This is a genomic window from Litoreibacter arenae DSM 19593 (genome assembly GCF_000442275.2).
GTDB classification, from domain to species: domain Bacteria; phylum Pseudomonadota; class Alphaproteobacteria; order Rhodobacterales; family Rhodobacteraceae; genus Litoreibacter; species Litoreibacter arenae.
The window spans coordinates 188,709-205,129 of record NZ_KE557310.1 but is presented as its reverse complement, the minus strand read 5'-3'; the positions used below and the strand labels follow the sequence as shown (position 1 = coordinate 205,129).

The 16,421-nt window shown below is 60.2% G+C and carries 14 protein-coding genes and 1 riboswitch; of the genes, 13 read left to right on the top strand and 1 reads right to left on the bottom strand.

Translation table 11 applies throughout. The annotated features are described in order from the left end of the window. Positions 1-9: 9 nt before the first annotated feature. The 4 genes from THALAR_RS08700 to THALAR_RS08685 all read left to right on the top strand — a co-directional run bounded on the left by THALAR_RS08700 (position 10) and on the right by THALAR_RS08685 (position 3,931). Positions 10-1,104, top strand: a complete 1,095-nt coding sequence (locus THALAR_RS08700) for an FAD-binding protein (protein ID WP_040818226.1) — start codon at positions 10-12, stop codon at positions 1,102-1,104. Positions 1,105-1,107: 3 nt separating this feature from the next. Continuing rightward, a complete protein-coding gene (gene glcF / locus THALAR_RS08695) occupies positions 1,108-2,439 on the top strand; it encodes a glycolate oxidase subunit GlcF (RefSeq protein WP_021101157.1) in 1,332 nt (443 codons plus the stop codon). A gap of 84 nt (positions 2,440-2,523) precedes the next feature. Next, positions 2,524-3,330 (top strand): trypsin-like serine peptidase, encoded by an 807-nt coding sequence (locus THALAR_RS08690; RefSeq protein ID WP_021101156.1) that lies wholly within the window; start codon positions 2,524-2,526, stop codon positions 3,328-3,330. A gap of 151 nt (positions 3,331-3,481) precedes the next feature. Further along, entirely contained in the window at positions 3,482-3,931 is a 450-nt protein-coding gene (locus tag THALAR_RS08685) for an Hsp20 family protein (RefSeq protein WP_040818131.1), read from the top strand. Between the two features lie 478 nt (positions 3,932-4,409). Here THALAR_RS08685 and THALAR_RS08680 read toward each other — a convergent pair whose 3' ends face one another. Further along, positions 4,410-5,270, bottom strand: a complete 861-nt coding sequence (locus THALAR_RS08680; protein ID WP_021101153.1) for a hypothetical protein — start codon at positions 5,268-5,270, stop codon at positions 4,410-4,412. 113 nt (positions 5,271-5,383) lie between these two features. On the opposite strand from THALAR_RS08680, the gene miaB reads away from it, so the two are divergent. The 9 genes from miaB (at position 5,384) to THALAR_RS08635 (ending at position 16,366) form a co-directional block, all read left to right on the top strand. Next, the gene (gene miaB / locus THALAR_RS08675; protein WP_021101152.1) at positions 5,384-6,700 is read left to right on the top strand and encodes a tRNA (N6-isopentenyl adenosine(37)-C2)-methylthiotransferase MiaB; all 1,317 of its coding nucleotides are present in this window, start codon (positions 5,384-5,386) and stop codon (positions 6,698-6,700) included. A gap of 356 nt (positions 6,701-7,056) precedes the next feature. Then, entirely contained in the window at positions 7,057-7,554 is a 498-nt protein-coding gene (locus tag THALAR_RS08670) for an OmpA family protein (RefSeq protein WP_245622403.1), read from the top strand. A 12-nt stretch (positions 7,555-7,566) separates the two neighbouring features. Then, positions 7,567-7,887, top strand: a complete 321-nt coding sequence (locus tag THALAR_RS08665) for a hypothetical protein (RefSeq protein ID WP_021101150.1) — start codon at positions 7,567-7,569, stop codon at positions 7,885-7,887. A gap of 146 nt (positions 7,888-8,033) precedes the next feature. Continuing rightward, positions 8,034-9,041, top strand: coding sequence for a PhoH family protein (locus tag THALAR_RS08660; protein ID WP_021101149.1), 1,008 nt, complete (start codon positions 8,034-8,036; stop codon positions 9,039-9,041). Positions 9,042-9,175: 134 nt separating this feature from the next. After that, on the top strand, positions 9,176-9,487 hold the full coding sequence (locus tag THALAR_RS08655; RefSeq protein WP_021101148.1) for a hypothetical protein: 312 nt from the start codon (positions 9,176-9,178) through the stop codon (positions 9,485-9,487). A gap of 146 nt (positions 9,488-9,633) precedes the next feature. Then, positions 9,634-9,720: riboswitch (glycine riboswitch) on the top strand. Between the two features lie 157 nt (positions 9,721-9,877). Further along, positions 9,878-10,993, top strand: coding sequence for a glycine cleavage system aminomethyltransferase GcvT (gene gcvT, locus THALAR_RS08650; RefSeq protein ID WP_021101147.1), 1,116 nt, complete (start codon positions 9,878-9,880; stop codon positions 10,991-10,993). A gap of 17 nt (positions 10,994-11,010) precedes the next feature. Continuing rightward, positions 11,011-11,370: a glycine cleavage system protein GcvH gene (gene gcvH / locus THALAR_RS08645; RefSeq protein ID WP_021101146.1), complete on the top strand. Its 360-nt coding sequence runs from the start codon at positions 11,011-11,013 to the stop codon at positions 11,368-11,370. A gap of 13 nt (positions 11,371-11,383) precedes the next feature. Further along, a complete protein-coding gene (gcvP, locus tag THALAR_RS08640; RefSeq protein WP_021101145.1) occupies positions 11,384-14,230 on the top strand; it encodes an aminomethyl-transferring glycine dehydrogenase in 2,847 nt (948 codons plus the stop codon). Between the two features lie 90 nt (positions 14,231-14,320). Further along, complete coding sequence (locus THALAR_RS08635) at positions 14,321-16,366, top strand: NADH:flavin oxidoreductase (protein ID WP_021101144.1); 2,046 nt, start codon at positions 14,321-14,323, stop codon at positions 16,364-16,366. The last annotated feature ends 55 nt before the right edge of the window (positions 16,367-16,421 follow it).

Here is a 16,421-nt window from a genome sequence, read left to right as displayed (position 1 = left end):
TCCGACATGATGACACCCGACAGTGAAGCAGCACTGGCCGAAGCGGTCGAAGGCGCGAAAGATACGTTGCGTATTCAAGGCGGCGGCACAAGGCCAATTGGACATGCGGAAGGCGAGGTGCTTTCAACGGCGGGTCTGTCCGGTATCGAGCTTTACGAGCCTGGCGCTTTGACCTTGGTGGCGAAGGCAGGAACGCCAGTTGCCGTGATCGAAGCGGCGCTTGCCAAGGAAAACCAGCGTTTGCCGTTCGAGCCGATGGACCATCGCGCGCTGCTCGGCACCTCTGGTGAGCCGACAATAGGCGGGGTCGTGGCGACCAACGCCTCCGGTCCGCGCCGTATTCAGGCGGGGGCGTGTCGCGACAGCCTGATCGGCGTGCGCTACGTGGACGGGCAGGGGGGCGTGATCAAGAACGGCGGCAGGGTGATGAAGAATGTCACCGGCTATGATCTGGTGAAACTGCTCGCTGGCTCCTACGGCACGTTGGGTGTGCTGACCGAGGTGGGCTTCAAGGTGCTGCCGGGGATTGAGGCCACCGCGACGCTGGTGTTGCACGGCTTGGATGTGACCCGCGCGGTGGAAGCAATGTCGAAGGCGCTTGGCTCGCCGTTCGAAATTTCTGCCGCAGCCCATTTTCCCGAGACAGGCAAAACCACGCTTCGCTTGGAGGGGTTCGAGGCCTCTGTGAAATATCGCATGGCGCAACTGCGTGCGCTGCTGGACGGTTTCGGCGATATGGAGGAGGTGCTAGGCAACGCCTCCAAAGAGCACTGGGTCGCCGCCCGTGACGTGACACATTTCGCGGGTGTGGAGGGGGACATCTGGCGGGTTTCGGTGAAGCCAAGCGACGCGGCCGGCGTGATCAAGCACTTGCCCGACGGCGCAAGACTGTCGCTCGATTGGGGCGGCGGGCTGATTTGGGTTGTTGCGCCTCGGGGCGCAGACATTCGCGCGGCGATGAACGGCATTGCAGGTCATGCGACCTGTTTGCGTGGCAATGCTGCGACTTTCCATCCGGAGTCCGCGCCGCTGGCGGCGATCTCCCAAGGCCTGCGCGAAAAGTTTGACCCGCGCGGCATTCTGAACACCGGACTGATGGGGTAAGCCATGCAAACCAACTTCACCCCAGAGCAGCTCAAAGACCCCGCCACCGCCCGCTCGGAACAGGTCCTGCGCACCTGCGTGCATTGCGGGTTTTGCACCGCGACCTGCCCTACGTATCAGCTCCTTGGCGACGAGCTGGACAGCCCCAGAGGCCGCATCTACCTGATCAAGGACATGCTGGAGAATGACCGCAAGCCGGATGCCAAGACGGTCAAGCATATCGACCGCTGTCTGTCCTGCCTTGCCTGTATGACGACCTGCCCGTCGGGCGTGCACTACATGCACCTTGTCGACCACGCCCGCGAGTATATCGAGCAGCACTACGACCGCCCCCTGACCGACCGGGCGTTGCGTTGGATTCTGGCGCGTATTTTGCCCTACCCGAACCGCTTTCGTCTGGCGCTGCTTGGGGCCAAGATCGGTCGCCCCTTTGCCCGGTTCATGCCTGACGCGCGTCTGAGGGCTATGGTGGAGATGGCCCCGAAAACCATCCCGCCGGTGTCGCGCAATGACGACCCGCAGACCTTCGCGTCGCAGACCGAGAGGAAAATGCGCGTGGCTCTCATGACCGGCTGCGCACAGAAGGCGCTGAACACCGACATCAACGATGCGACCATCCGCCTGCTCACCCGTCTGGGCTGCGAGGTTGTCGTGGCTGAAGGTGCGGGCTGCTGCGGGGCGTTGACCCATCACATGGGCAAAACCCAAGAAAGCCACGCCACTGCCGCCAAGAACATCCGGGCGTGGGACGCGGAGATGAAGCGCAAGGGACTGGACGCTATCGTCATCAACACCTCCGGCTGCGGCACCACGGTGAAGGACTACGGCCATATGTTCCGCAACGAGCCGCTGGCCGAAGAGGCCGCTGCCGTATCCACGATCGCCATGGATGTGTCCGAGGTGCTGATGAAACTGGACCTGCCCAAAGGTGGCGACCAACAGTTGAGGGTCGCCTATCACGCGGCTTGCTCCTTGCAGCACGGCCAGCAGATCAAGACCTACCCCAAGGACCTGCTCAAACGCGCGGGCTTCACCGTATTGGAGCCGAAAGACTCGCATTTGTGCTGCGGCTCGGCAGGGACGTATAACCTGATGCAGCCGGAGATTTCCAAGCAGTTGAAGGATCGCAAGGTGCAAACGCTGGAGGCCAAGGAGCCGGACGTCATTGCGGCAGGCAATATCGGGTGCATGATGCAGATAGGCTCCGGCACCGATGTGCCGATTGTCCATACGGTGGAACTGCTCGACTGGGCCACAGGCGGGCCGAAACCGCCTGCCATGCTGGCGGCGGACAATGGTGGCCTTCGTCCGATGGATATACCGGTACTGAGATAGGGGCCAAAAAGAACCAACCCTCGCCGTATTCTTGCCCCAACTGTTCTATACTTAAGATTAAAGCGAGCATATCGGGGGCGATTGATGCGAATTCTGGCAACACTTATCACGACGCTTTTGCTCGCGACCTCCGTACAGGCGGAGAGCGCATTGAAGCCGCTGACCTCGCTTGACGCCAACAAGGCGTGGCAGGGCGTTGGACGGATCAATCTGGGGCGCTCGGGATTTTGCACCGGCACGCTGATCGCGCCTGACCTCGTGCTGACGGCCGCGCATTGCTTCTACGACAATAGTGGAAAACGCACTGCCGATACCGAGATCGAGTTTCTGGCCGGTTGGCAAAACGGCCGTGCCTCTGCCTACCGCAAGGCGAAGCGGTCGGTGATCCACCCCGACTATGTTTTCAAGGGGCGTGGCAATGTCGATAAGGTGGCGTCCGATCTGGCGTTGATCCAGTTGGATCAGCCGATCAAGCACCCGTCGATTTTGCCATTCGATACGGCTACGCAGGTGGATCGCGGTCAGCAGGTGCAAGTCGTCTCCTACGCAAAGGATCGCGCCGACGCGCCGTCCATTCAGGAAACCTGCAGTGTTCTAGCCCGTGATCCCGGCGTTTACGTGACATCGTGCGACGTGGATTTCGGCTCCTCCGGCGCGCCGATCTTTGCTATGCAAAACGGCGCTCCTGTCATCCTGTCCGTCGTGTCCGCCAAGGCTGAATGGCGGTCCCAAAAGGTGGCTCTTGGTGTGGGCTTGGACCAGCGCCTGTCAGTGCTACTCGACCAGATGGATCGCAATGACGGCGTCTTCCGCCGCGTTGACACCGGCGCGTCCCGGGTGGCGTTGCAATCGGGCATCCAGCCCTCAGGCGCGTTGTTCATAAAACCGTGAACACCGTGACCGAGGGGTCTTGAAACCCTGCAAAACCTTTCCCAGATCAATGATACCAGACGCCCGAATGGGGTTTGGCAAATGCGAAACAGGGCCTGTCCATTTGGAAGGCCCGCTACCGTTAACATTGCTTTTGAAAAGGATGAAAACCATGCGAGCTTATGATTTCGCCCCCCTTCACCGCGCCACAGTCGGGTTTGACCGTGTCGCAGATCTGATGGACCGCGTGATGTCTGCAGAGGTCACGAATTCCACCTATCCGCCCTACAATATCGAGAAAACCGGCGACGACTCCTACCGTATCTCGGTTGCAGTCGCAGGCTTCTCCGAGGCCGATCTGACTGTCGAGCAACGCGAGAACGCGCTGATCGTCTCGGCCAGGAAAGCGGATGAGGGTGAAGAAAAGACCTATCTGCACCGTGGTATCGCCACCCGCGCGTTCGAAAAGCGCTTCCATCTGGCCGACCACGTCCGTGTGACGGAGGCAAACCATGCCGATGGGATGCTGCATATCGAACTGGTCCGCGAGGTGCCAGAGGCGCTGAAACCGCGTCAAATCCAGATCACCAAAACATCTGAGCCAAAGGCGATCGAGGCCTAACACCTCTCGCCTGACGGAAACGGCCCCCATGGTCCCCCGTGGGGGCCGTTTTCTATCTACAGATCGCACGAATAGCGGGTTGGGCCGCCGGCCAACGGCGGGTATCTGTCGTCTTTTCGCGCAGTCTCTGATGAGTAGCGGTTGTAGGTTTCCTTGGCCATGTCGCTAAACGCGCAGTTGAACTCCAAGGCATCGTCACAAGTGTTCCATGTCAGCACATCGTGACGGTCGAACGCGGCACAGATATCGGCCTTTGCCCGAGGGATAGAAACGTATTCGCGCCCGATCTCTGATCCGTCAAAGAAGTAATATGCCCGAGGGTTAGAGCCGTATATCCAGTAGTAGGCTGAGCCTAGGTTCCACGACGAGACGGTGAAATCGCATGACTATCACCTCGCCCCGTTACAGTCCGGGTAGCTTATGTCATCGTTGCAGGCGGTGAGTGCGAGACATGTGGAGGCAACCATCAAGCGTTTACCTAAAACCACTGCCCCGGCTCCATCAAACCAAGCTCCAGCAACTGGTTGGAGTTCCATTCGAACTTCACCGAATTCTTCCACCAGAAATGCGGGATCTCGTACATGGAACCCGGATTGGACACCAATGCCTTGGCTGTGCGGAATGAGCAGACCGTGGCCGAGATGTTGTGGTGCCACGGGCAGGAATAGGTGTTGTACTCCTGAACATTAAAAGTGTGGTCGCCGCGCAGCTCAAGCCCTTTGGCGGCTTGAAACAGCCCTACGCGGTCAATACGGCGGCGGGTCCAGGGGATATGTTCTTCGAAGCGCCAACGCAGGCCACCGAAGAAATCCAGTTGCCGGTCCAGCGCCTCGCCATCCTCGGTAAACCGCGCCAGCGCGTAGTAGCCTGACTTGTCCATATGGGCCTGCTCCAGCGACACGGCGTTGGCATGCTTGCCAAGATCGTTGGAATACAGATCGACCACGTAGGTCAGGACCGAGTGCCGCCGTTCTTCGACGTTGAAGGCGATCAATTCCCGTATGTTGCGGGTCTCGCAGAAAGGGAAAAACAGGTATTCGGCGTTGAAACAATAATGCATCCACACCCCGGGAAACAACTTGATCACGGCGTTGGTGATCTTTGCGAAGGCGTCTTCCTCATGCACGTTGGTCACCACGACATGCAGCCCCTCATGCTTGCGCGGTAACAGGTCGGCGGCGCCAAACACCAATACCTCGCGAAAGCCTGCCTTGCGCACATGGGCTATCGTGCTGTCGACCTCGGCGGCATCTTCGACAAACACCAACGCGAACGGGCCTTTCGGGGATAACTGCGTCGGGGCGACGTCCAGAAACGCACTGAGGGAGCTGTGCCGCATGCCTGCTGTTCTTTCCTTTTTGCTCGCGGCCAAACTCTGTCATCGCGCTGCGAATTGCAAGATCGCACAGGCTGCGGTATGCCCCGCCTCAACCCTTATTCAGCAGGTTTATCATGTCCGACGCTAAGAAGCTCTTTATCAAGACCTATGGCTGCCAGATGAACGTCTATGACAGCGAGCGCATGGCCGAAGCCTTGGGTGCCGAAGGCTACGAGGCCACGGACGTGATGGCCGACGCGGATATGATCCTGCTCAACACCTGCCACATTCGTGAGAAGGCAGGGGAGAAGCTCTATTCCGACCTCGGTCGCATGAAGCCTTTGAAGCAGGAAAAGCCAGACCTGAAAATCGGTGTGGCGGGCTGCGTGGCACAAGCCGAAGGCGCGGAGATCATGCGCCGTCAGCCGATGGTCGATCTGGTCGTCGGCCCCCAGACCTATCACAGACTGCCGGACCTGATGGAGAAGGTGAACAGGGGCGAGCAGGCGGTCGACACCGACTTTCCCGAGGAAGACAAGTTCGAACACCTGCCAAAACGGATCAGCAAGGCCCGCCCGTCAGCGTTTCTGACCGTTCAGGAGGGCTGCGACAAGTTCTGCGCCTTCTGCGTGGTGCCCTATACCCGCGGCGCAGAGGTGTCCCGCCCGCCCGAACGCCTGATCGCCGAGGCCCGCAATCTGGTGGAGCGCGGCGTGCGCGAAATCACTCTGCTGGGTCAGAACGTAAACGCCTATCACGGCGAGGGCGAGGATGGCACATGGGGCCTGGCCCGCCTGATCTGGGCCATGAACGACATCGAAGGGCTGAAGCGCGTTCGCTTTACCACCTCGCATCCCAACGACATGGAAGACGCGCTGATCGAGGCGCATGGCACCTGCGACAAGCTGATGCCCTACTTGCATTTGCCGGTGCAAAGCGGGTCGGACAAGATCCTCAAGGCGATGAACCGCAAACACACCGCCGCCAGCTACATCGAGTTGATCGACCGCATCCGCGCCGCGCGGCCCGACCTGCTGTTGTCTGGCGACTTCATCGTCGGCTTCCCGGGTGAGACCGAAGAAGATTTCGAGGCGACGTTGGAGCTGGTCCGCACGGTGAATTACGGGCAGGCCTATTCGTTCAAATATTCGGCTCGTCCGGGGACTCCGGCAGCCGAAAAAGACCTCGTGCCAGACGATGTCGCCTCCGAGCGTTTGCAACGCCTCCAAGCCTTGCTGAGCGAGCAACAATACGAGGCGCAGCGCAGTATGGTCGGTCGGGAGGTCGGTGTACTGTTCGAGAAGAAGGGTCGTCTCGATGGGCAACTGGTCGGTAAATCCGACTACCTTCATGCGGTTCACTGCGATGCGCCCGAGCATATGATCGGTACAGTGCAACGCGTTCGTATTGAGGCCAGTGTCACGAATTCGTTGAAAGGCGTGTTGACCTGAATCGCGTTCGACCGACGTGATCTCACCCCAAATTTTCTGGTAACAATTCCGTAAAGCCTGCGGCGCTGCGGCCGGTCGGGCGACTATATCTAGTAAAAAGTGCTTTGATTTATACACAATTTCGCTAGGCTCTGGCACATATAGATGTGCGCATCCGACGTTAGTCAATTGTCCGATGCTACGGGTTCAAGATCAACATGCGAAGGACTAGGGCAGTGAAACTCGAGATCTCAAAAATCCTGCGAAGCGCGTTGGGCGGATGTGCCGTTCTAGTGTGTGCCTTGGCGCTGCCGGTCGCGGGCGCTTTGGCGCAGCAACAACAGGTCTATACCGAGGATGGCCTCAGCCAAGGAACAGTGTCCAACGGCAAGGTCGTTCACCGCACCAAAATTCGCGCCGAACGCTATGTTCCAACCATCTGGGTCGATCCTGACGGATGCGAGCACTGGGTCATGGATGATGGTTTTGAGGGCTACATGACCCCCCATGTCACCCGCCAAGGCATTCCGGTCTGCCGCCGTGGCAACACCTGCGCGGTGATGAACTCGGACCAGTTGTTCGCCACCAACCAGTACAGCATCAACGCTGCCAACAAGCGGCGCTTGCAGCAGTTCTTCAAGTCGGCCGGTGCGACCGCCTACATTATCGAGGGCCACACAGACAGCCGTGCCAGCGATGCGTATAACCTGAACCTGTCACAGCGCCGCGCGAATGCGGTCGCGCAGGTCGCGCGCTCTGTAGGGGCTCGGGTCTCGTCGACACGAGGTTATGGCGAACGGGTGCCAAAGGCATCCAACCGCACCGCGCGTGGCATGGCGGCCAACCGCCGTGTTGAAATCCAGTGTATCCGCTAAGAGGACAATGACATGAGACCGATCAAAGCTATCATCGCAGTCGCTGCCTTGGGCGCACTAACAGCCTGCACAGGCGAGAATAATGGCGGCGACAAGACCCGCGACTATGGCAGCGGGCTGTTCGGCCGTGGCACCAAAGATCTGAGCCAGCTTCAGGCCGGTATTTGGGTCGACCCGCGCGGGTGCGACCACTGGATCATCGACGACGGCATCGAGGGCTACCTGTCTGCACGTCTGGACCGCAACGGCAAGCCGGTATGTTCCGGCGCGGCACCTCCCGGCTATGCGACAGGGAATTATCGTGGATCGGACGACGTAAGAGATCCGATCTAAGTGTTCCGCAAATATCCAGGTTCGAGAAAGGCTGCCTTTGCGGGCGGCCTTTTTTCGTATCAATTCCATGAAACATGCAAGCCGCCTATTGCACGCCCCATCCCCCTCATGCACCCTGACCCCATGACCCAACGCAGGAGAGCTCGTTGACTATCAGTGATCTGACCGTGGACCCCACGGATGCCGTCTCGTCTGAAACCCTGTTGGAGTTTCCTGATAACCGATTGCTGATTGACCTTTGCGGAGAGTTCGACCGCAATCTGGCCCAGATAGAACAGGTGCTTGGCGTACAGATCGTGCGCCGCGGCAACCAACTTGCGGTGATGGGAGAGGCAGCCGAGAAGGCCGCTGAGGTGCTGGAGGCGCTTTATGTGCGGCTTGAAGGCGGTCGCTCCGTCGAGATGGCGGATATCGAGGCGGAAATCCGCATGGGCCGCTCAGCTGACGACACCGGCACCCGCGATGGCGACCAGATCGAGATGTTCAACGCCGGGGTCGAAATCAAGACCCGCAAGAAAACCGTGGAGCCACGCACCCAGGCGCAGAAGGATTACGTGGCCTCGCTTTTCAAAAACGAGCTGGCTTTCGGAATCGGCCCGGCGGGCACCGGCAAGACCTATCTGGCCGTAGCTGTCGGGGTGTCGCTATTCATCACGGGCAAGGTGGACAAGATCATCCTGTCGCGCCCGGCTGTCGAGGCGGGGGAGCGTCTGGGCTTCCTGCCCGGCGACATGAAGGACAAGGTCGACCCCTATATGCAACCGCTCTACGACGCATTGAACGATTTTCTGCCTGGCAAGCAGACCGCCAAGCTGATCGAGGAGAAACGCATCGAAATCGCCCCTCTGGCCTTCATGCGGGGCCGGACGCTGTCCAACGCTTTTGTGGTGCTGGATGAGGCGCAGAATGCGACGACGATGCAGATGAAGATGTTTCTGACCCGTCTGGGCCAAGGCTCGCGCATGGTGGTGACGGGTGATCGTTCGCAGGTCGATCTGCCACGCGGCGTCCAGTCCGGCCTGCGCGACGCGGAGACGCTGATCAAGGGCGTGAAGGGTGTGTCTTTCAGCTATTTCACCGCCAAGGATGTCGTTCGTCACCCATTGGTCGCGCGCATTATCGAGGCTTACGAGGCTGCCGAAGCCAAAAGCTAGGCGAGGGACGCAGGCACCAAGTTGCCGCTCCGGTTCCGTAAAACTGCCATATTCCACAGGCAGGCTGTCCGTCACGTGGCGCAGGATTCGTGCCATCACCAGCGATTTAACCTAGGAATACGGAGGTCAGAGAAATGGATCATAAAAATCTTCAGCCACTCAAAGGCGCCTCGGCCCGTGAGAAAACCGCTTTTACGATGAAAACGATCAAAGAGCTTCTCGCCGAGGAAACCGAGAGCGCTAAAAACGCCGAAGCGAAACCAGTCGGCGACACATCACCGGCTCAAGCAGCTGAGGAACCGGCACCGCGGGCGGCACCCGTTGAAAATACAGCGCCGGTCGAGGCCGTTGCGCCGCAGGAAGAAGCCTCTCCTTCGGACGTGGAGCCTAATGAGCAGGCCATCGAAGCTCCCCGTTCGTTTCTGGGCCGACTGATCGGGCGCTGACGAGAGTTTAGAACAGTTTTCTGACTTTCGATGCCCCGCACCTTGTTTCGGCCCCGGGCGTCGGTCTTGTGCTGTTCCTCTTGACTCTGAGCCGGTTCGGCTATCATCTACTTCCGTCGGGCAGGGTCGTTTGGTCTTCGTCCGACGACGCCACGTCGGGAGAACCAGCTAGGCTGGTGCCGAAGGAGCAACCGCCCCGGAAACTCTCAGGCCAAACGGACCGACGTTGCTGACACGGATCTGGAGAGAGGTGTTAAATCACCCGCCGAAGGGATAGCGATCTCAGGCAAAAGGACAGAGCGGGCATCGTGCGTGTGGCAAGCCACGCGCTTCTTGATGCCGCATGTCGTTCCTTCTGAACCATCGGCTCGATTGTAGAAGGGCCGGAAGATGTCAGATCTGTTGCAGACACCACTCCATGATCTCCATGTGCGCCTCGGTGCGAAGATGGTGCCGTTCGCGGGCTATTCGATGCCAGTCCAGTACGGGCTGGGCGTGATGAAAGAACACCTGCATACGCGGGCCAAAGCGGGCCTCTTCGACGTCAGCCATATGGGGCAGGTGATCGTGACCGGCGACGACGCGGCGCTGGCGCTGGAGCGCCTGATCCCCGTCGACATTGTTGGGCTGGAAGAGAACCGCCAGCGCTACGGGTTTTTCACAAATGACGCGGGCGGCATTACTGACGACCTGATGCTGGCCAATCGCGGCGACCACATTTTTGTGGTGGTAAATGCGGCCTGCAAAGATGCCGACATCGCCCACATGAAGGCCAATCTGGAACCCGATGTAAGTGTAACCCCGGTTACAGATCGCGGTTTGCTGGCGTTGCAGGGGCCGTCTGCCGAGGCGGTGCTGAGTGCCTTGAACCCCGCCGCCGCCGAGATGAGCTTTATGGACGTCGCCACGCTGACGCTGAACGGCGCGGAATGTTGGGTGTCGCGCTCCGGCTACACTGGCGAAGACGGGTATGAGATTTCGGTGCCAAACGCAGAGGCCGAGGCTTTGGCACAGGTTTTGCTGGATCATGACGACGTGGAAGCCATCGGGCTGGGCGCACGGGACTCGCTGCGTTTGGAGGCCGGTCTGTGCCTTTACGGCCATGACGTCGACACCGATACGACTCCCGTGCAAGCGGGACTGATATGGGCCATCCAGAAAGTGCGCCGTCCCGGCGGCGATCGCGCAGGAGGCTTCCCCGGCGCAGATACGATTTTTGCGGAGCTTGAGAATGGTGCCTCGCGTAAACGCGCCGGCCTGCTTCCCGAAGGCCGTGCGCCGATGCGCGAGGGTGTGCCGTTGTTCGCAGAGGCTGAAGGCGGCGAACAGATCGGCCAGATCACGTCGGGTGGATTTGGCCCGACCGTCGAAGGACCTGTTGCGATGGGCTACGTTCCAAGCGAACATGCGGCTGTCGGCACCAAGGTCTACGGCGAGTTGCGCGGCAAAAGGCTGCCTCTGACCGTCACCAAGATGCCGTTCACACCGGCCAATTTCAAACGCTAACCCACGGAGAAACCCTCATGAAATACACCGAAGAACACGAATGGCTGCGCAGCGAAGGCGATGTGGTCGTTGTCGGCATCACCGAACACGCAACGACACAGCTGGGCGACATTGTTTTCGTCGAACTGCCCGAAGTGGGTGCCGAGGTTAGCAAAGATGACGAGGTCGTCGTGATCGAGTCCGTCAAGGCGGCATCCGACATTTCGGCCCCGCTGGACGGGGAGATTGTCGCGGTCAACGACGCGCTGGCTGACAACCCGAGCCTCGCGAATGAGGATGCCACTGGCGAAGGCTGGTTTTTCAAGATCAAGCCGTCCGACGCGTCCCAGATGGACGACTACATGGACGAAGACGCCTACAAAGCAATGATTGATTGAGCGGAGCGCTATCATGACTTTCACCCCCACCGATTACCTGCCTTACGATTTTGCGAACCGCCGCCATATCGGCCCGTCACCGGCTGAGATGGAGCAGATGTTAAAGGTCGTGGGGGCGAAAGACTTGGACGCGCTGATTGACGACACGCTTCCGCCCGAGATCAGACAGAAGGCTCCTCTGGACTTCGGCAAGCCCAAATCCGAGCGTGAATTGCTGCACCACATGAAACAGGTGGCCGGCAAGAACAAGGTGCTGACCTCTCTGATCGGGCAGGGCTACCACGGCACTGTGACGCCGCCTGCCATCCAGCGCAACATTCTGGAAAATCCTGCGTGGTATACGGCTTACACGCCCTATCAGCCGGAAATCAGCCAAGGGCGACTGGAGGCGTTGTTGAACTTCCAGACGATGGTGTCCGACCTGACGGGGCTGGAAATCGCCAACGGCTCCCTGTTGGATGAGGCCACCGCCTGCGCCGAAGCCATGACCATGGCGCAACGGGTTGCGAAGTCGAAGGCCAAGGGATTCTTCATCGACGAGAATTGCCACCCGCAGAATATCGCCGTGATGAAAACCCGCGCGGAACCTTTGGGCATTGAGATCATCGTCGGCAATCCCGATGATCTGGACCCAAGTGCCGTGTTCGGGGCGGTGTTCCAGTACCCCGGTACTTACGGCACCCTGCGCGACTTCACGGACGAGATCGCGAAACTTCATGAGCAATCCGCCATCGGTATCGTCTCAGCTGACCCGCTGTCGCTGACCTTGCTCAAGGAACCCGGCGCTATGGGCGCGGACATCGCTGTCGGCAGCACGCAGCGCTTTGGTGTGCCTGTCGGCTATGGTGGCCCGCACGCGGCCTATATGGCGACCAAGCAGGTGCATGTCCGCGCCATGCCGGGGCGCATCATCGGCGTGTCTATCGACAGCCACGGCAACCGCGCCTACCGCCTATCCTTGCAAACCCGCGAGCAGCATATCCGTCGCGAGAAGGCGACCTCCAACGTATGCACCGCGCAGGCACTGCTGGCCGTTATGGCGGGGTTTTATGCGGTGTTCCACGGGCCTGAAGGACTGAAAGCGATCGCACAGCGCATCCATCGCAAGACCGTGCGTCTGGCGCGCGGGCTGGAGGAAAAAGGTTTCAAGATCGAGCCGGAGACATTCTTTGACACGATCACGGTCGATGTCGGATCGCTGCAAGAGGCAGTGCTGAAGTCGGCCGTGGACGAGGGCATCAACCTGCGCCGCGTCGGGGACACCCGTGTGGGGATCACGATCGACGAGCGCACCCGCCCCGACACCATCCGCGCCGTCTGGCGTGCGTTCGGGATCGCGGATCGTGACACCGATCTGGATGCCGAATACCGCATCCCCGAAGCGTTGCTGCGCACTTCGGATTACCTGACCCACCCCGTATTTCACATGAACCGCGCCGAGACGGAAATGATGCGCTACATGCGCCGTCTGGCGGATCGTGACCTCGCTCTGGACCGCGCCATGATCCCGCTGGGATCGTGCACGATGAAGCTGAATTCGGCCGCGGAAATGATGCCGGTGACGTGGGACGAATTCTCGCTTCTGCACCCGTATGTTCCGGTCGATCAGGCCGAAGGGTACCGCGAAATGATCGACGATCTGTCCGCCAAGCTGTGCGAGATCACCGGCTATGACGCGATCTCCATGCAGCCGAACTCCGGCGCGCAAGGCGAGTTGGCGGGCCTGTTGAGCATTGCTGGCTACCACCGCGCCAACGGGCAAGAGCATCGTAACATCTGCCTGATCCCGATGTCGGCGCATGGCACCAACCCGGCCTCGGCCCAGATGGTCGGCTGGAAGGTCGTGCCGGTCAAATCAGCGGCAAACGGCGATATCGACCTCGACGATTTCCGCGCCAAGGTCGAAAAGCACGCCGACAATCTGGCGGGCTGCATGATCACTTATCCGTCCACGCATGGCGTGTTCGAGGAAACCGTGATCGAGATTTGCCAGATCACCCATGACAATGGCGGTCAGGTCTACATCGACGGGGCCAACATGAACGCGATGGTCGGGCTGTCGCGGCCTGGCGATCTGGGCGGCGATGTCAGCCACCTCAATCTGCACAAGACGTTCTGCATTCCGCATGGTGGCGGCGGGCCAGGAATGGGGCCGATAGGGGTGAAAGAACACCTGATCAAGCATCTGCCGTCTGATCCCGCTACCGGTGAAGGTGGCGCTGTTTCCGCTGCTGCTTACGGTTCGCCTTCCCTGCTGCCGATCTCTTGGGCCTACTGCCTGATGATGGGCGGCGAAGGGCTTACGCAGGCGACACGTGTGGCGATCCTGAACGCCAACTACATCGCCAAACGGTTGGAGGGCGCGTTTGACGTGCTCTATAAAGGACCAACTGGTCGCGTTGCGCATGAGTGCATCATCGACACACGCCCCTTTGCGGACAGCGCCCACGTGACGGTGGACGATATCGCGAAGCGTTTGATCGACTGCGGCTTCCACGCGCCGACGATGAGTTGGCCAGTGGCTGGAACGTTGATGATCGAGCCGACCGAGTCCGAGACCAAAGCCGAGCTGGACCGCTTCTGCGACGCCATGCTCGCTATCCGCGAGGAGATTGCCGCGATCGAGAAGGGCGAAATGGAGATCGAAAAAAGTCCTCTCAGGCACGCGCCCCACACCATGGAAGACTTGGTGAAGGACTGGGATCGTCCCTACACGCGTGAGGTCGGTTGCTTCCCGCGTGGAGCGTTCCGCGTGGACAAATACTGGCCTCCGGTCAACCGCGTGGACAACGTCTGGGGCGACCGTAACCTGACTTGCACCTGTCCGCCTATGGAAGACTACGCCGAAGCGGCAGAGTAAGCACAAGAACCCGCTGTCACCGTGAAAATTGACAGCGGGTTTGTTTTTGGCCAGCGTCGGCAAAAGCCTGTTTGTGCAAAGGATGACGCCATGTCCACCGACCCGCTGTTGCAGCCCTATCAGCTCAAGCATTTGACGCTGAAAAACCGGATCATGACGACCAGTCACGAGCCGGCCTATCCCGAAGATGGCATGCCCAAGGAACGCTACCGCGCCTATCACGAGGAACGTGCAAAGGCTGGCGTCGCGATGGCGATGACGGCGGGGTCTGCGGCGGTCTCCAAGGACAGCCCGCCAGTGTTCAACAACGTGTTGGTTTACAAGGACGAAGTGGTCCCTTGGATCAAGGAGCTGACCGACAGCTGCCATGAACACGGCTGCGCGATGATGATCCAGCTTACGCATCTGGGGCGGCGCACAACGTGGAACAAGGGCGACTGGCTGCCGTCTGTGTCGTCCTCCAAACACCGCGAGCCCGCGCACAGGGCCTTCCCGAAACTGATCGAGGATTGGGACATCGAGCGGATCATAACCGACTTCGCCGACGCCGCTGAGCGGATGAAGGCAGGTGGCATGGACGGGATCGAGTTGCAGGTTTACGGCCACCTGCTGGACCAGTTCTGGTCGCCGCTGACCAACGATCTGGTGGGGCCATACGGTGCCGACACACTGGAAAACCGGATGCGGTTTCCGATGGACGTGCTGGCCGCCGTGCGCAAGCGCGTGGGCGACGACTTTATCGTGGGCTTCCGCTACACCGCCGACGAGGCGCAGAAAGGTGGCATCACGGCGGAGGAGGGGATCGAGATATCCAAGAAGCTGGCCGCCTCCGGCCAGTTGGATTTCCTGAACGTCATTCGCGGGCGCATCCAAACTGATCCGGCGATGACCGACGTGATCCCCGTGCAAGGTATGAAGAGCGCCCCGCATCTGGATTTCGCGGGCGAGGTGCGCAAGGCGACCGGTATGCCCACCTTCCACGCGGCGCGTATTCCGGACGTGGCAACCGCGCGCCACGCGATCGCGTCGGGGCTGCTGGACATGGTCGGCATGACCCGCGCCCACATGGCCGACCCGCATATCGTGCAGAAAATAATGGAAGGGCGGGAGGAGGATATTCGCCCCTGCGTCGGTGCTACCTACTGCCTTGACCGCATCTATCAGGCGGGGGAGGCGCTGTGCATCCACAACCCCTCCACCGGGCGCGAGCTGACGATGCCGCATAAGATCGAGCCCGCGAAAACGCGGCGCAAGGTTGTGATCGTCGGCGCTGGTCCCGCTGGTCTGGAGGCCGCACGGGTTGCCGCTGAGCGCGGCCACGACGTCATGGTGTTCGAGGCGCAGCCCGATCCCGGTGGGCAGATCAGGCTGACCGCGCAGAGCCCGCGCCGCCGCGAGATGATCTCGATCATCGACTGGCGCATGGCGCAATGCGCTGCCCGCGGCGTTGATTTCCGCTTCAATACATGGGCCGAGGCTGAGGACGTGTTGGCTTTGGAGCCTGACGTGGTAATCGTCGCGACAGGTGGCATGCCGAATACCGAACTGTTCGAGACCGGCAAAGAGGCAGAGCACGTCGTCACGGCGTGGGACATCATTTCCGGCGATGTGAAGCCGGCCGAGAATATCCTGATCTACGACGAAAGCGGCGACCATCCCGGTCTGCAAGCCGCCGAGGTTGCCGCCAATGCCGGATCGAAAGTCGAGGTCATGACACCGGACCGCGTCTTCGCGCCGGAAATCATGGCGATGAACCTCGTGCCGTATATGCGCTCGCTGCAAGACAAGGAGGTCACCTTCACAGTGACCCGCCGCCTGTTGGGGGTGGAGCGGTCGGGCAACAAGCTGACTGCCACAATCGGCACGGATTATAGCGATCACACCCACAAGGCGGATTACGATCAGGTGGTGGTCAATTACGGCACGCTGCCGATGGATGATCTGTATCACGCGTTGAAACCTGATAGTTCCAACGGCGGGGCGGTGGATCATGAGGCGCTCATCGCCTGCGTGCCGCAAACGACCTTGCGGAACCCCGACGGCAAATTTCAGTTGTTCCGGATCGGGGATGCCGTGTCGGCACGGAACACGCACGCGGCAATCTATGATGCGTTGCGCTTGGTTCGGGCGGTTTGAGGACATCTGGACAGCAGGGCTGATGCGACCGTTTGACGGTTCGCCGTGCCGCAGA

Coding starts and splice junctions, on each gene's coding strand:
- THALAR_RS08700 (WP_040818226.1), top strand. CDS start 10: ATGACACCCGACAGTGAAGCAGCACTGGCCGAAGCGGTCGAAGGCGCG.
- glcF (WP_021101157.1), top strand. CDS start 1,108: ATGCAAACCAACTTCACCCCAGAGCAGCTCAAAGACCCCGCCACCGCC.
- THALAR_RS08690 (WP_021101156.1), top strand. CDS start 2,524: ATGCGAATTCTGGCAACACTTATCACGACGCTTTTGCTCGCGACCTCC.
- THALAR_RS08685 (WP_040818131.1), top strand. CDS start 3,482: ATGCGAGCTTATGATTTCGCCCCCCTTCACCGCGCCACAGTCGGGTTT.
- THALAR_RS08680 (WP_021101153.1), bottom strand. CDS start 5,270: ATGCGGCACAGCTCCCTCAGTGCGTTTCTGGACGTCGCCCCGACGCAG.
- miaB (WP_021101152.1), top strand. CDS start 5,384: ATGTCCGACGCTAAGAAGCTCTTTATCAAGACCTATGGCTGCCAGATG.
- THALAR_RS08665 (WP_021101150.1), top strand. CDS start 7,567: ATGAGACCGATCAAAGCTATCATCGCAGTCGCTGCCTTGGGCGCACTA.
- THALAR_RS08655 (WP_021101148.1), top strand. CDS start 9,176: ATGGATCATAAAAATCTTCAGCCACTCAAAGGCGCCTCGGCCCGTGAG.
- gcvT (WP_021101147.1), top strand. CDS start 9,878: ATGTCAGATCTGTTGCAGACACCACTCCATGATCTCCATGTGCGCCTC.
- gcvH (WP_021101146.1), top strand. CDS start 11,011: ATGAAATACACCGAAGAACACGAATGGCTGCGCAGCGAAGGCGATGTG.
- gcvP (WP_021101145.1), top strand. CDS start 11,384: ATGACTTTCACCCCCACCGATTACCTGCCTTACGATTTTGCGAACCGC.
- THALAR_RS08635 (WP_021101144.1), top strand. CDS start 14,321: ATGTCCACCGACCCGCTGTTGCAGCCCTATCAGCTCAAGCATTTGACG.